Below are 13,515 nucleotides of genomic sequence, written 5' to 3' on the forward strand. Positions count from 1 at the left end.
AGGGGAACTGCGGTTCCCCTTTTTTATTGGCGGGCAAGCCCCGGTTGTGTAACAGTAAATTCCCCCTCTACCGCGCCGGGCCCCGATGAACACCGAACTCACTACGCTATCGTTAAACCAGCGCACGCTGTTTTGCCTGCGCTTCGCGCCGGACAGCTTTGCCCCGCAGGATCTGCTGTGGCTGCCGCATCACCCGATGCTGGCCCGGGCGGTGATGTCGCGCAAAGCAGAGCATCTCGCCGGGCGGATGGCGGCGGTCTACGCGTTGCGCCATGCGGGCGGCCCCGCCACGCCGCCGGGGATTGGCGCGCACCGCGAGCCGCTGTGGCCGTCAGGCTTTACCGGCAGCATTAGCCATGCGGGTCACCTGGCGCTGGCGGCGGTGAAACCGACCGGCGAGCGTTTTTCCAGTTTGGGGATTGATTACCAGCCGCTACTTACCGATAACGATGCGCAAAAACTGGCCGACGGGGTACTGTTCGGCGATGAGCGGGCGCGGCTTCAGGCGACGTCCGTTCCCTTTCACCTGGCGTTCAGCCAGCTCTTTTCCGCTAAAGAAAGCCTGTTCAAGGCGCTGTTCCCCGCCGTGCAAACCTGGTTTGGATTTGATTGCGCGCAGATTGTTGCGCTGGCGTCTGAGTCAATCACGCTGGAACTCAGTTGCTCACTGGGACCTTTTCCGATGGGGGCGCGCTTTACCCTCGCCTGGATGCCGTTTGGCGATGGCATCATTACCCTCGCCGACCTGTAGCGTCGCCCTGGCGTAAAACATGACTTTCAAGTGAAAAAACCAGATATTCGAATGCGTTATCTGAAATGCGCCGCCTCACAGAACCGACACCCCCCCCAATAACCGCACAACAAACATGACTATCGTCAAGTTTTCCTGATGACCAGACGGTAATGATACGACGGCGAGGCGTTCGCGTGTCATCACAAGGAAAATGAAATGGATAAGTTCGATACGCAGGACAACCGTCCGGGCATTGGCGCGTATATCGCGCTGGCGTTCGCGGCGGTGTTCTTTTCAGGATTGTTGGGAGGGAAAGAGTGGTATGGGGTGTTTGATTTCACCACTCTGAATGGCGCATTCGGTAAGGTCGTCAGCAAAGTCAGCCTGAATGGCGATGAGCTGGTGACCGCGACCAGTGCGTTTCGCGGCACCGGCGGCAACGGCGCGATGGACGGCTTTCTGTTCGCGCTGGGCCTGATCCCCGCCGTGATGTTCGCCCTGGGCATGATTAACGTGCTGGAGCACTACGGCGCGCTACGGGCCGCAAGGCGGCTGCTTACCCCGCTGCTGCGCCCGCTGTTGGGCATCCCCGGCACCGCCGGGCTGGCGCTGATCGGTAGCCTGCAAAGCACCGATGTTGGCGCGTCGTTAACCCGCAATCTGGCCGATGAAGGCCAAATCACCGAGAGCGAAAAGGACATTTTCGCCATGTTCCAGTTCTCTGCGGGGGCGATGATCACCAACTTTTTCTCCTCCGGCGCGGTGCTGTTTACCCTGGTGGCCGCCGACGGCACCACGGCAGTCCCCGCTTCCATCGGCGCCTGCGTGGCGGTGATGTTTATTATGAAAATCGTTGGGGCAAATATTCTGCGCCTGATCCTCAAAGTCAGCGATAACAAAGCCCAACAGCGTCTGGATACCCAGGGAGAAGCATCATGAGTGCGCAGGGAAATGCCAAACCGGTGATCACCGATGTATTTGTAGAGGGCGCGCGCAAGGGCTGGGGCATCGCCACTTCCAGCACGCTGCCTAACGTTGTGATGGCTTTTATCATCATCAAAGCGCTGGAAATCACCGGCGCGCTTAAAGGGCTGGGCATGGTGTTCGCTCCGCTGATGGGGCTGTTCGGCCTGCCGGGCGAGGCCGCCGCGGTACTGATTGGCGGCTGGATGTCGATGGGCGGCGGGATCGGCGTCGCCATCGGTTTGTTTGAAAAGGGGATTATTACCGGCGAGCATCTGGCGATCCTCGCCCCGGCTATTTATTTAATGGGCTCGCAGGTGCAATATCTCGGGCGCATTCTCGGTGTGATTGGCACCCGCGCCAAACGTATTCCGTTGATGATCGCAATTTCTGTGGTCAACGCATTTATCGCCATGCTGCTTATGCGCGTGATTATTTAAGGAGAGACAAATGGATTTGAAATTATGGACTGACGAGCTGCGTCAGTTGGTTAACGTTGACTGTGGCACCGGGACTACAGAGGGCGTGGCACAGGTGGCGGATATTCTGGCGTCGCTGTGGGCAAAAGAGGGCTGGCAGTGCGAGAAAGTCGATCTCGGTAGCGCGGTAGGTCCGGGCGTGCTGGTAACCAACAAGCCTCACGCCACCCATTTTGATGTGCTGCTGATCGGCCATCTTGATACCGTGTTCCCCGCCGGAACCGTGGCGCAGCGCCCGATGAGCCAGGATGAAACGCGTATTTACGGCCCGGGCTCGTCGGATATGAAGAGCGGTCTGCTGAATATTCTTTGGGCGATGCGCGGGATGGAAAAAAACGACCTGCAACGCCTGTCGATTGCCGTCGCCATGAACCCGGATGAAGAGACCGGCTCGGTGCATTCTCACCAGTGGCTGGGGGAGTTGGCGAAGCGTTCGCGCCACGTGCTGGTGTGCGAAGCGGCACGGGCTGACGGTTCGCTGGTTAACGCCCGTAAAGGGCTGGCGGGTTATGAAATCACCTTTACCGGTGTGGCGGCCCACGCGGGTAATGAGCCGGAAAAAGGCCGCTCGGCGGTGACCGCGCTGGCGCACAGTATCCTGGCGATTAACGCGCTGGCGGATGCGGAACGCGGCACCACGCTCAATGTCGGCGTAGTCAGCGGCGGCGACGCGTCGAATGTGGTTGCATCCTGGGCGAAAGCGGAAGTCGACCTGCGCTTCTGGGAGAACAGCGAAGATGAGCGGGTCAACCGCGCGCTGCTCGACCTGTGCGAAAAAGGCTTTATGGAGGGCGTTACCACCACCATTACCCGCCTGAACCATAAGCCGGCGATGGCGATCAACGCCAAAACCGAAGCGCTGATGAAAATCGTTGAACGCGCCGGTGAGCAGGAAGGCGTGGCGATAAGCTGGAAAGCGGTGGGCGGCGGCAGCGACGCCAACTACACCTCCGCGCTGGGCATTCCGACGCTGGATGGTTTTGGCCCGATCGGCGCGGGCTTCCACAGCCCTGCCGAATATCTGGAGATCGCTTCGGTGGAACCACGTATCCGCCTGCTGCGTCGCGTAGTCAGTATGTTGTAATTACTCTTCCCGTATCCGTGTAGAATCGGATACGGGATTTTTGCTCTCATTCCGCCGCCAGTAATGCCCCTAAGCGCTGTATCTGCCCGCCGTTCGCATCATAGTTATCCACCGCCAGCCAGCGGGTTAGCGCGGCGTTAATGCGCGGCCATTCGCTGTCCAGCATCGATAACCAGTCGGTATCCCGGTTGCGACCGTTTCTGACCATCGCCTGACGAAAGCGGCCCTCCCAGCTAAATCCCAGACGCTCCGCCGCCGCACGGGACGCGGCGTTTAGCGAGTCGCATTTCCATTCAACCCGACGATAGCCCGCGCCAAACGCCGCCGTTAAGAGCAGCCACTGCGCCTCGGTGCTCATCAAGGTGCGTTTCATTTTCGGCGACCAGGTGACGTGGCCGATTTCCACCACGCCGTTGTCCATATCGATGCGCATAAAGCACACCACGCCCACCGCCCGGCCGCTGGCCTGTTCGACCACGGCCCAGGGGATCAGACTGTCATCCGCGACTTTGCCCTGCACCCAGTGCCACGTCGCCTGGCGGCTATCGGGCCGCGATGCGCCGAGCCACGTCCAGTCGCGATCGTCCGCCGCCTGCTGGTAGGCCAGAAACAGGTCATCGCTGTGCCGTTCGGCATTCAATGGCTCCAGCCGGCAAACCCGTCCCTGAAGCGGCGTGCGGGGCAATGGCTGCGCGCCATGCCAGCCGGGAACCACATCGCCGACCGGCTGACCATAAGCGTTAATTTCGGGCATAGATTTCTCCGGTTAAATGAGCGCTGCAAGGGAAGCCATTAATCATACAAGGGTTAAATCAATAAAGGGCCAACCGGCGCGCAAAAATACCGCGCTCGCATTCTGCTGCCCTGAAGCGCTGCTTTTTCAGACTTGTCTTTCGTCTGTAACATTTCCGCCTCTGGCTATACTTTTTAAGGTTAACTCCTTAAAAAAGTGAGCCACTATGCCTCTTACGCCTTTTACCGCTTCCGAACCTTACACGCTGGGTATTGAGCTTGAACTGCAAATCGTTACGCCGCCGGGCTGGGATTTGAGTCAGGACTCCAGCACCTTAATTGATGACATTGCGGGCCAGATTAGCGCGGGGGAAGTTAAACACGATATCACCGAAAGCATGCTGGAGATCGCTACGGGGGTGTGCAAGGACATTCACCAGGCCAGCAGTCAGTTTTCCGCGCTACAGCAGGTGATTCTTGCCGTTGCAGGCCGCCACCATCTGGCGATTTGCGGCGGCGGGACGCACCCGTATCAAAAATGGCAGCGCCAGGAGATCTGCAAGAGCGAGCGCTATACCCGCACGCTGGAAAGCTTCGGTTACCTGATGCAGCAAGCCACGGTGTTTGGTCAGCATGTTCATATTGGCTGTCGCAACGGCGACGACGCGATTTATCTGCTGCACGGTTTATCGCGCTTCGTGCCACACGTGATCGCCCTGTGCGCCGCGTCGCCGTGGATCCAGGGTACCGACACCCAGTTTGCCTCCTCGCGACTGAACATCTTTTCCGCTTTCCCGGATAACGGCCCCGCGCCGTTCGTTGAAAACTGGCAGCAGTTCGAAGCCATGTATCACCATCTGGAGCGCAGCCGAATCATTGAATCCATCAAGGATTTGCACTGGGATATTCGTCCCAGCCCTGGCTTCGGTACCGTAGAGGTGCGGGTGATGGATACGCCGCTGACCATCACTCGCGCAGTGAATGTCGCCGGTTTCCTTCAGGCGCTGGCTAACTGGCTGCTGGAGGAGCGTCCGTTCAAGCCGCAGCGCGACGACTATCTGCTGTATCGTTTTAACCGCTTTCAGGCATGCCGCTACGGCCTGAAGGGCACCTTAACCGACGTCTGTACCGGGCAGCACACCTCTATCGCTGAGGATATTTTGCGCCATATCCCGATACTGATGCCTTACGCCCAGCGACTGAACGGCGAAAGTGCGCTACTGGATATCGAGCAAATCGTGCGTACCAACCATAGCGATGCGGCGCTGATGCGCGAGTTTATCGCCAACGGCGGCGTACTGTCGGAAATGGTCAGGCGCATGACGGAAATTTGGGCGGCTCCCTTGTAATTATTTTGTCTTATGCCTGGAATACCCTTTTCAGGCATAAGCAAAAATTATTTCTAAGATGAGTAATCACTATCGAAAATTATTATTTTCAAACCGATAAATAATGAATGCTTTATTAATCTGGATCGCCAAATTAACTCTAAAGAGTTATTCAAAATATTCTGTCAAACGGAATTTCCAATAGCTGCGCTATTAGCGCTAAAGTAAATAAATTCTCCCTCCGATAAGCCTTAAATCAACCTGCCATTATAAGAGGGAAACTTCCATGTTATGGATATATCGTATTTCGATGAAAATGAAATTATTTATCGCGCTGTTGCCATTAGTGCTGGCGCTATTGTGGCTGGGGGGTTCCGGGATTGCCGAGCGTGTCGCGGCGCAAAAGCAGATGGAAAATATGGCCACGCTGACCCAGCTTGCCATCAACGCGGGTGAAGTGGTCCACGAATTACAGAAAGAGCGCGGAATGAGCGCAGGCTACCTGGGGGCCAAAGGGTTGGGATTTCGCGACGAGCTGGCGGCCCAGCGCCAGTTAACCGACCAGGCGCTGGCGCGTTTTGATAAAGCGTTTTCCAGCCTTGAGGGGAATATGCTTTCCGGGCATGTCGCCGACGCGCTGGCGCGTTTTGCGCAAACCCGCCAGCAATTTAGCGCGCTGCGCCAGCAGGTCAGCGATATCGCCATTGAAACTAATCACGCGCTGGCTAATTACACCGAGAGCGTCACCACCTTATTGAATATTGTTTCCGATATCAGTCATCTTTCGCCTTCCGGCGAAATAGTGAATCAGCTGGCGGGTTATTTCAGCCTGTTGAATGCCAAAGAGCAGGCCGGAATCGAACGCGCGTTGTTGTCGAATATTTTTTCCGCCGACCAGTTTGCCCCCGGCCAGTTTCAACGGCTAAGCAATGTGGTGGGTAAACAGGAAGCCTGGCTGACGGCGGCGCGGCGTTTTCTCACACCTGACCAGGCCCGGGCGCTGGATGCCGCGCTGGCGCAGCCGAAGGCCGCCGACGCGCTGGCCCTGAGGGATGCGGCTATCGCCAACGCGGATGTCGGCGGGTTTGGCGTGCAGGCTACGACCTGGTTTGCCATCCAGACTCAACGCATTGAGATCTTAAAAGCGCAGGAAGACGCTGCGGCCACTAATTTGCTGGCCACTGCCGCGCGTCTGGCGGATGAGGCGCACGCCGCCTGGCTGCGTTTCCTGGCTGTCAGCCTGCTGGCGCTGATCGTGGCGCTGAGTATTGCCGCGCTTGTCGCGCGCAGCATTCACCGGCAGTTGCAGTCGACCCTGCGGGAAATTGCCGAGATGGAGGGCGATTTAACCCGTCGCCTGACGGTGCCCGGCAGCGATGAGCTGTCGTCACTCAATCGCGCCTATAACCACGCGATCGAGAATATTCAGCATATCGTCAGCGAGATTAAATCCGGTGCCACGGTACTGCGCCATGCCAGCGCCAACATCGCCGATGGCAATCAAAACCTGGCCCAGCGCACCGATGAACAGGCGGCCTCGCTGGTGGAAACCGCCGCCAGCATGGAGCAGATCTCCACCACCATCAACCTGACGGCAGACAGCGCCCGCGAAGCCGAAAAACTGACCCTCGCCATGCAGCAGGAGGTCAGCCAGGCCAATAGCGTGGCGGCGCAGGCCAGCCAGAGCATGGAAGCCATCCGCGCCTCCAGCGAGCAGATATCCAGCATCATCAAGTCGATTGATGATATTTCGTTCCAGACCAACCTGCTGGCGCTGAATGCGGCGGTGGAAGCGGCGCGCGCCGGGGAATCCGGGCGCGGTTTCGCCGTCGTGGCGACAGAAGTGCGTAACCTGTCGCAGCGCTGCGCCACTCAGGCGCAGCAAATCCGCGAACTGGTAAATGAGAATATGGCGAAGATTGGCGAAGGGGTGGATCGGGTCACCGCCTCCGGTAAAGCGTTGCAGCTTGCTGCCGAGCAAAGTGACCGGATGCGCGATTACATCAGCGATATAGCCCGCGCCGCCGGGGAACAATCGCTGGGCGTGGCCCAGGTGCATCTGGCGCTCAGCCAACTGGAGCAGGTGACCCAGCAAAACGCCGCGCTGGTTTCCCAGGCCGCCAGCGAAAGCCAGAACCTGGATCAGCAAAGCGCGGCCATGACAGAGTTAGTCGATCGCTTTGTGGCGTAACGTCATAGTCATCATCAACGCATCCAGAGCGTGACCGCGTAGCGCCAGCGGGTATCGCCAAGCAGGAACTGCGGCTGTACGCTCGGCGTCCAGGAGTCGTCGCCGCCGATGCCCATATGCTGCCCGTCGAGGGTGATCCACACGCCCTCTTCCGGCTGCATCCGGTGCCAGTGGTCGACGCGGGTAAGCTGCTCCGTTCCGTAAGGTTGCAGTGAGAAATGGAAATCCCCTTCCACGTTCCATTTCCCCCACTGGAGCTGCCGGGTATCGCAGCGCAGGCCGTTTTCCGTCGGGAAAATATACGGCGTATGCATCTGTTCAACCGGCAATTCCCAGCGGGAAAACCGCGCGCTGCTTTTACGGTCCGGGTAGTTTTCATGCGGGCCGAGGCCCAGCCAGGATACCTGCGCCGACTGCAGTTTCACCTGGAAACGCAGCCCGGTACGCGCCAGCGGCGGCACGTCCCCGCCCCGTTCGCCGCTCACCGCGATATGCAGTTTCCCGGCGTCGTCAAAACGCATCTCCCAGCGCGACACCAGCACCACGCCCTGCGCGTTATGATAGTGCCAGACGCTTTCAATCATCACCTCATGGGCGCGCGCCTCGGCTTCGCAGCGAATACAGGTGGACTGAAGATGGTACAACCCGGCGCTTTTCCAGCGCTCTACCCAGGCGTTGGGATCGATGCGATCGACTTCGCTGACGCCGATATCGTTATCCAGCGGCGCACGCACAAACTGCTCCGCGAGCGGCGACAGCAACTGCGGCTCGCCGCCGATTTCCCACTGGGCGATCCGCCCGCTGGCGCGCGCAACCTGCCAGCGCTGATTGCCGTACTGCACGGTGAATGCATCATCAGTAACCACCAGCGACGGCGCAGCGCCGCGCGGCGTTGGCGGGGTGATAACCAACGGCGCGGCCAGGGCAAACTGCTGCCAGGCGACGCGGTGCCCGGCGTCCGACCAGGCCGTGGCGTTGGGTTGGATCACCTCCAGTTGCAGCCAGAGGTCACGGGCGTTGTCCGGCAGCGCCAGCGTATCGGTCAGCGTCAGCAGCGCATCGGCCTCCGCAGCCAGATCCAGCGCCCTCTCCCCTTGCGCCACGACCTGCCCCGCGCTCTCCACCCGCCAGACCAGGGTTTCGTTATCGGTATCACGGAACAGGTATTCGCTGGCGATGCGCACGGTTAACGGCTGCTGGCTGACCAGCGTAAACCGGAAGAACTGCTGGGCGTGTTTGGCTTCAATCAGCGACGGATGCGGCGTGCGATCCGGGAACACCAGGCCGTTCATACAGAACTGGCGATCGTTGGGTTTGTCGCCGAAATCCCCGCCGTAGGCCCAGCCGGTGGTGCCATCATCGAAAGTTTTGACAATCGCCTGGTCGGCCCAGTCCCAGACAAAGCCGCCCTGCAGGCGCGGATAATCGCGAAACGCCTGCCAGTAGGCGGCGAAATTCCCCAGGCTGTTGCCCATGGCGTGGGCGTATTCACAGAGGATCAGCGGGCGCTGCTCCCCTGGCAGGCTGAGCCATTTTTTGATGCTCCACTTCGGCACCGCCGGGAACGGCTGGTCCTGTTCAACGCGGGCATACATCGGGCAGATAATGTCGGTGGCGGCGGTATCCGCGCCGCCGCCTTCGTACTGCACAGGACGCGACGGATCGGCGGTTTTCACCCAGCGGTACAGCGCATCGTGGGTCGCGCCGTGGCCGGATTCATTGCCCAGCGACCAGATGATAATGCTGGGATGATTGCGGTGGCACTGTACCATCCGGGTGACGCGGGCGCTGAAGGCCGCGAACCATGCCGGATCGTCTGACAGGCGGTTCATCGGCTCCATGCCGTGGGTTTCAATATTGGCTTCATCCACCACGTACAGGCCGTAGCGGGTGCAGAGTTCATACCAGCGCGCCACATTCGGATAGTGGGAGCAGCGCACGGCGTTAAAGTTGTTCTGCTTCATCAGCAGAATGTCCTGGATCATATCCTGCTCGGTGACCACCTGGCCGCGCTCGGGATGATGTTCATGACGGTTCACGCCGCGGATCAGCAGCGGCTTGCCGTTCAGTTTCAGCAGGCCGTTGTCGATCTCCACGCGCCGGAAGCCCACGTCACAGGCTTCGGTTTCCAGCAGCGTGCCATCCTGCCACAGCGCCGCCACCAGCCGGTAGCAGTGCGGGGTTTCAGCGCTCCACTTTTTCGGCTCGCGCACCGGCAGGCGGTAACAGCCGCGTTCAGGATAGTTGCCGCGCTCGTCCACCGGCGCACTGCCCGGTTTACCGCGCAGTTGCGCCACCTGCTGGTCGCCATCCCACAGAGTGAGTTCCACGGTTAAATTCGCCAATTGCGCGGCGGGTGCGGCAAAGCGCAGCGCGACATCGACCACCGCGTCGCGATACGTGTCATCAAGCTGCGGCGTGGCCTGCAAATCCGCCAGATGGCAGTCGGGTTTATTCAGCAGCGACACCGAACGGAAAATGCCGCTCATCCGCCACATGTCCTGATCTTCCAGCCAGGTGCCCGCGCTCCAGCGTATCACCATCACGCACAACCGGTTTTCGCCCGCCCTGAGCAACGGCGTAAGGTCGAACTCCGCAGGCAGGCGGCTGTCCTGGGAATAGCCCACCCAGACGCCGTTGCACCACAAATGAAACGCCGAATTGACGCCATCAAAAATAATCCGCGTCTGGCCGCTGTCCCGCCACTGCGGGTCGAGGGTAAAAGTGCGCGAATAGCAGCCGGTGGGGTTATGCTCCGGGACACGCGGCGGTTGGGTATCGATGGGGTAACGCACATTGGTGTAAATCGGCGCGTCGTAACCCGCCATCTGCCAGTTTGACGGCACGTTAAGCGGCGCGCTGTCCGGCAAATCTTCGTTAATCCACGCCGCATCCACCGCCTGCGGGCGGGTGGCGTAGTGAAATTGCCAGACGCCGTCCAGCGACTGGCGGCGGGTGCTGGCGTCGGCATCGCGCGCCGCCTCCACACTGCGCCAGCTGGAAAATGCGGGGTGCGCGTCCAGCCGGTTCAGGTGAGTGATGGTGGGGTTTTGCCAGTCCTGGCGGGCCAGGATCTCAGTAAAGGTGGGCTGTTGCTGGTTCATCGGGGTTTATCGCCTTAAATGTCATACGCGCTACATATAGCGATTGTTATCGCGTAATGGCGCATTTTCAGCAATTCTGGCGCACCAACTCTCTGGCAGCCCTCACAGAAATGGCGGATAAAGCAGGTAGAATGTCGTACCCCATTCATTTCGTGTTAACGCACGACATTTCGCGCAGGAAAACAGCATGAGCCGACGCGTCGCCACCCTTGATGATGTCGCCAGAGCCGCTGGCGTCTCCCTACAAACCGTCTCGCGGGTATTGAACCGCCCGGATAAAGTAGCGGCGCATACCCAGGACGCGGTGCACAAGGCGATGCGCGAACTGCACTACGTGCCGAACCGCTCCGCCCAACTACTGGCCGGGAAAGTGCTGCCCGCTATCGGGCTTATCAGCGCGTCGTTAACGTTGCATGCGCCGTCGCAAATCGCCGCGTCGGTGAAAACCCACGCCCAGGCGCGCGGGTTGGATGTGTCGATCGCGATGCTCAATCAGGCGGATTACGGCGCGTTGCAGGCGGCGCTGGCGGAGTGCCGGGCGCAGAACATTGGCGGCGCGATCATCAACCTGCCGCTGGAGAGCGCGATGGCGGAACAGCTGGCGCGGGAAAACCCGGATATCCACTGCCTGTTTCTCGACGTTCCGCCGGACAGCGAAGTCGCCAGCTTGCTGTTCGACCACCAGCAGGGCTGCCGGGCTATCATCGATCATCTGTGGGATTTAGGGCATCGGGAATTTGGCTTCTTAGCCGGGCCGGAGAGCGCCATCTCGGCGCGGCTGCGGCTGCACGCCTGGCGGGACGCGCTGCACCGCAACGGCGGCCATCAGGCGGTTACCGCATTCGGAGACTGGAGCGCGGGCAGCGGGTTTATCCGCACCGTGGAAATGCTGGCGCAGCAGCCGACGCTGTCGGCGATTGTGGTGGCGAACGATCAGATGGCGCTGGGAGTATTAAGCGCGCTGGCGCAACTGGACCGCCGGGAGATTTCGGTCACCGGTTACGACGATACGCCGGACAGCCAGTATTTCCAGCCAGCGCTGACCACGGTGGCGCAGGATTTCCACCTGCTGGGCGAGCGCGCCGTCGCACTGTTAACCGAGCCCGCGCGTCATCATCATCGCCTGCCGACGCGGCTGATCGTCCGGCAATCCACTGCGCCGAAATCGATCCCCGCGCCGCGCGATGCGCTGATCGCGCAGATCAAAACGCTTGCCCGTCAATTGTAGCTAGATACGTTCGATGGAAAACCAGCGCCGCCAGATAAAGCGAATAACCACATATTCCAGCGCGCCCAACAGTAAAAACCAGATGCAGAAGATAATGGTGTAGAGCTGGTTCAGATCCACCAAATGGAAGGTGTCCATTAACTGTTTTGCCAGCGACACCGTCAGTGCAGGCGCGGGCAGCAGCAGACAGGAGAGAAAAGCCAGCAGCAAAATACCGCCTGCGGTCACCAGCGTTTCGAGTGGATGTTTCATTGGATGTTACGCCCGAGTTAAAACGGGCATTGTCCGGGAAATTGTCGGGCCTTGCAAACCGTGGCGCTAATGGATGGCGTTGTCGCCGCCCTGACGGCGATAGTGACCTGGCGACATATTGAATTTGCGGGTAAACAGCCGGGTAAACGACTGCTGGGATTCAAAGCCGTATTTCAGAGAGATATCCAGCACGCGCGCGTCGGTGCTGCGTAAGTCCTGCGCCGCCAGCCGCAGCTTTTTCTCGCGGATATAGCGCCCGAGACTTTCGCCGGTGTGATGCTGAAAGAGCCGCTGCAAATGCCATTTTGAATAACCCGCGTGGCGCGCAATTTCATCAATGCGCAGCGGTTTATGCAGATTGTCATCAATCCAGCCGGTAATGGTTTCAATAACCTGAGCGGGTAATTCCATGCCTGTTCCCCTTTACTCGCCGTTACAAACGTTAGCCCCTGCTCACTTCACTGTACAACGCCGTCTTTTGTTACCTGAAAAGTTGAGATCCCCCACAGGTTACAGAAAACCCTACGTCAGACATTGATAATGAGTGAGTAAACACTCATTATAGAAACGATGCGTAAAGCGTCAACCGGTTTTTGACTCCTTCTGGCGGCTTGCAGCCATGCGGCCTCCGTGTTTCAATCTGTGGTCCTGATGACTGGAGGGTAATGTTAGTGGCTCGTCCCCGTAGTGAAGATAAGAGAATGGCGCTGCTTGACGCGGCAACCGAAGCCATCGCCAGCGCTGGCATTGGCGCTTCCACCGCGATGATTGCCCGCGGCGCGGGCGTGGCGGAAGGCACCCTGTTTCGCTATTTCGCTACCAAGGACGTGTTGCTCAACGCGCTGTATCTACACCTTAAAATTGAGTTCTGCCGTTCAATCCTTGAACAGCCGGACCGCCCGGCGGACAGCAAAGGGCTGACCCGCTACATCTGGGACCGGCTGATCGACTGGGGGCTTGCTCACCCGGTTGCCCACCAGGCGATGCGCCAGTTGGCGATCAGCGACAAAATCACCGAAGAAACCGAGCAGCAGGTCAACGACAGTAATCCTGAACTGCATCAGATGTGTGAAAAATCCATTCTGCCGCTGTTTTTAAGCCCGCCATTCCGCCGCTTTGGCGATACCATTTTCTTTGCGCTGGCGGAGACCACTATGGAGTTCGCCACCCGCGAACCGGCGCGTACCGAGGAGTTTAAAACCGTTGGTTATGAAGCGATGTGGCGGGCGCTGGGGAGGCAGGATTTGTAAGAGGTAGGGGGTTGGGATGGCTGGTGGTCTGTTTTGTTCGGTGGAAGGGTTCCGTTCGCTCAGACTACGTTCATCTATGCGGCTTCAGTGACGGCGAACGTGTCAGGGGCGCTCGCCGTGTATGAACCGGTCACATGGGTAACACTTTAAACCGGGCACATGGGTAACAGG

General features: G+C 59.3%; 12 protein-coding genes. 8 read left to right on the forward strand and 4 right to left on the reverse strand.

Translation table 11 applies throughout. The features are described 5' to 3' along the window. The first annotated feature begins 85 nt into the window (after positions 1-85). The 4 genes from FHW74_RS13995 to FHW74_RS14010 all read left to right on the forward strand — a co-directional run bounded on the left by FHW74_RS13995 (position 86) and on the right by FHW74_RS14010 (position 3,259). Positions 86-751 carry a 4'-phosphopantetheinyl transferase gene (locus tag FHW74_RS13995; protein ID WP_183171001.1) on the forward strand — a complete coding sequence of 222 codons (666 nt, stop codon included), beginning with the start codon at positions 86-88 and terminating at the stop codon, positions 749-751. A 198-nt stretch (positions 752-949) separates the two neighbouring features. Further along, positions 950-1,672 (forward strand): nucleoside recognition domain-containing protein, encoded by a 723-nt coding sequence (locus tag FHW74_RS14000; protein WP_183171002.1) that lies wholly within the window; start codon positions 950-952, stop codon positions 1,670-1,672. After that, complete coding sequence (locus tag FHW74_RS14005; RefSeq protein ID WP_125294621.1) at positions 1,669-2,136, forward strand: YjiG family protein; 468 nt, start codon at positions 1,669-1,671, stop codon at positions 2,134-2,136. The genes FHW74_RS14000 and FHW74_RS14005 overlap by 4 nt, the downstream gene beginning before the upstream one ends. A gap of 10 nt (positions 2,137-2,146) precedes the next feature. Further along, positions 2,147-3,259, forward strand: a complete 1,113-nt coding sequence (locus tag FHW74_RS14010; protein ID WP_183171003.1) for a M20 family metallopeptidase — start codon at positions 2,147-2,149, stop codon at positions 3,257-3,259. Between the two features lie 46 nt (positions 3,260-3,305). Here the strand turns inward: FHW74_RS14010 and FHW74_RS14015 are convergent, their stop codons facing one another. Continuing rightward, positions 3,306-4,013 carry a GNAT family N-acetyltransferase gene (locus tag FHW74_RS14015; protein ID WP_183171004.1) on the reverse strand — a complete coding sequence of 236 codons (708 nt, stop codon included), beginning with the start codon at positions 4,011-4,013 and terminating at the stop codon, positions 3,306-3,308. 205 nt (positions 4,014-4,218) lie between these two features. Between FHW74_RS14015 and FHW74_RS14020 the strand changes: the two genes are divergently transcribed. Next, complete coding sequence (locus FHW74_RS14020; protein WP_183171005.1) at positions 4,219-5,340, forward strand: YbdK family carboxylate-amine ligase; 1,122 nt, start codon at positions 4,219-4,221, stop codon at positions 5,338-5,340. A gap of 265 nt (positions 5,341-5,605) precedes the next feature. Further along, positions 5,606-7,510: a methyl-accepting chemotaxis protein gene (locus FHW74_RS14025; protein WP_183171006.1), complete on the forward strand. Its 1,905-nt coding sequence runs from the start codon at positions 5,606-5,608 to the stop codon at positions 7,508-7,510. Positions 7,511-7,524: 14 nt separating this feature from the next. On the opposite strand, the gene FHW74_RS14030 is transcribed toward FHW74_RS14025, so the two are convergent. Beyond that, positions 7,525-10,614 (reverse strand): beta-galactosidase, encoded by a 3,090-nt coding sequence (locus FHW74_RS14030; protein WP_183171007.1) that lies wholly within the window; start codon positions 10,612-10,614, stop codon positions 7,525-7,527. Positions 10,615-10,801: 187 nt separating this feature from the next. Between FHW74_RS14030 and FHW74_RS14035 the strand changes: the two genes are divergently transcribed. Continuing rightward, on the forward strand, positions 10,802-11,842 hold the full coding sequence (locus FHW74_RS14035; RefSeq protein ID WP_183171008.1) for a LacI family DNA-binding transcriptional regulator: 1,041 nt from the start codon (positions 10,802-10,804) through the stop codon (positions 11,840-11,842). Here the strand turns inward: FHW74_RS14035 and FHW74_RS14040 are convergent, their stop codons facing one another. Further along, a complete protein-coding gene (locus FHW74_RS14040) occupies positions 11,843-12,094 on the reverse strand; it encodes a DUF1158 domain-containing protein (protein WP_183171009.1) in 252 nt (83 codons plus the stop codon). It lies immediately after the preceding gene. A gap of 66 nt (positions 12,095-12,160) precedes the next feature. Continuing rightward, positions 12,161-12,505 (reverse strand): RamA family antibiotic efflux transcriptional regulator, encoded by a 345-nt coding sequence (locus tag FHW74_RS14045; RefSeq protein ID WP_183171010.1) that lies wholly within the window; start codon positions 12,503-12,505, stop codon positions 12,161-12,163. Positions 12,506-12,759: 254 nt separating this feature from the next. On the opposite strand from FHW74_RS14045, the gene FHW74_RS14050 reads away from it, so the two are divergent. After that, the gene (locus tag FHW74_RS14050) at positions 12,760-13,344 is read left to right on the forward strand and encodes a TetR/AcrR family transcriptional regulator (RefSeq protein WP_183171011.1); all 585 of its coding nucleotides are present in this window, start codon (positions 12,760-12,762) and stop codon (positions 13,342-13,344) included. Positions 13,345-13,515: the final 171 nt, after the last annotated feature.

The sequence above is a fragment of the Atlantibacter sp. RC6 genome (assembly GCF_014193285.1).
Lineage (GTDB): Bacteria > Pseudomonadota > Gammaproteobacteria > Enterobacterales > Enterobacteriaceae > Atlantibacter.

Coding starts and splice junctions, on each gene's coding strand:
- FHW74_RS13995 (WP_183171001.1), top strand. CDS start 86: ATGAACACCGAACTCACTACGCTATCGTTAAACCAGCGCACGCTGTTT.
- FHW74_RS14010 (WP_183171003.1), top strand. CDS start 2,147: ATGGATTTGAAATTATGGACTGACGAGCTGCGTCAGTTGGTTAACGTT.
- FHW74_RS14000 (WP_183171002.1), top strand. CDS start 950: ATGGATAAGTTCGATACGCAGGACAACCGTCCGGGCATTGGCGCGTAT.
- FHW74_RS14005 (WP_125294621.1), top strand. CDS start 1,669: ATGAGTGCGCAGGGAAATGCCAAACCGGTGATCACCGATGTATTTGTA.
- FHW74_RS14015 (WP_183171004.1), bottom strand. CDS start 4,013: ATGCCCGAAATTAACGCTTATGGTCAGCCGGTCGGCGATGTGGTTCCC.
- FHW74_RS14045 (WP_183171010.1), bottom strand. CDS start 12,505: ATGGAATTACCCGCTCAGGTTATTGAAACCATTACCGGCTGGATTGAT.
- FHW74_RS14025 (WP_183171006.1), top strand. CDS start 5,606: ATGTTATGGATATATCGTATTTCGATGAAAATGAAATTATTTATCGCG.
- FHW74_RS14050 (WP_183171011.1), top strand. CDS start 12,760: ATGTTAGTGGCTCGTCCCCGTAGTGAAGATAAGAGAATGGCGCTGCTT.
- FHW74_RS14030 (WP_183171007.1), bottom strand. CDS start 10,614: ATGAACCAGCAACAGCCCACCTTTACTGAGATCCTGGCCCGCCAGGAC.
- FHW74_RS14040 (WP_183171009.1), bottom strand. CDS start 12,094: ATGAAACATCCACTCGAAACGCTGGTGACCGCAGGCGGTATTTTGCTG.
- FHW74_RS14020 (WP_183171005.1), top strand. CDS start 4,219: ATGCCTCTTACGCCTTTTACCGCTTCCGAACCTTACACGCTGGGTATT.
- FHW74_RS14035 (WP_183171008.1), top strand. CDS start 10,802: ATGAGCCGACGCGTCGCCACCCTTGATGATGTCGCCAGAGCCGCTGGC.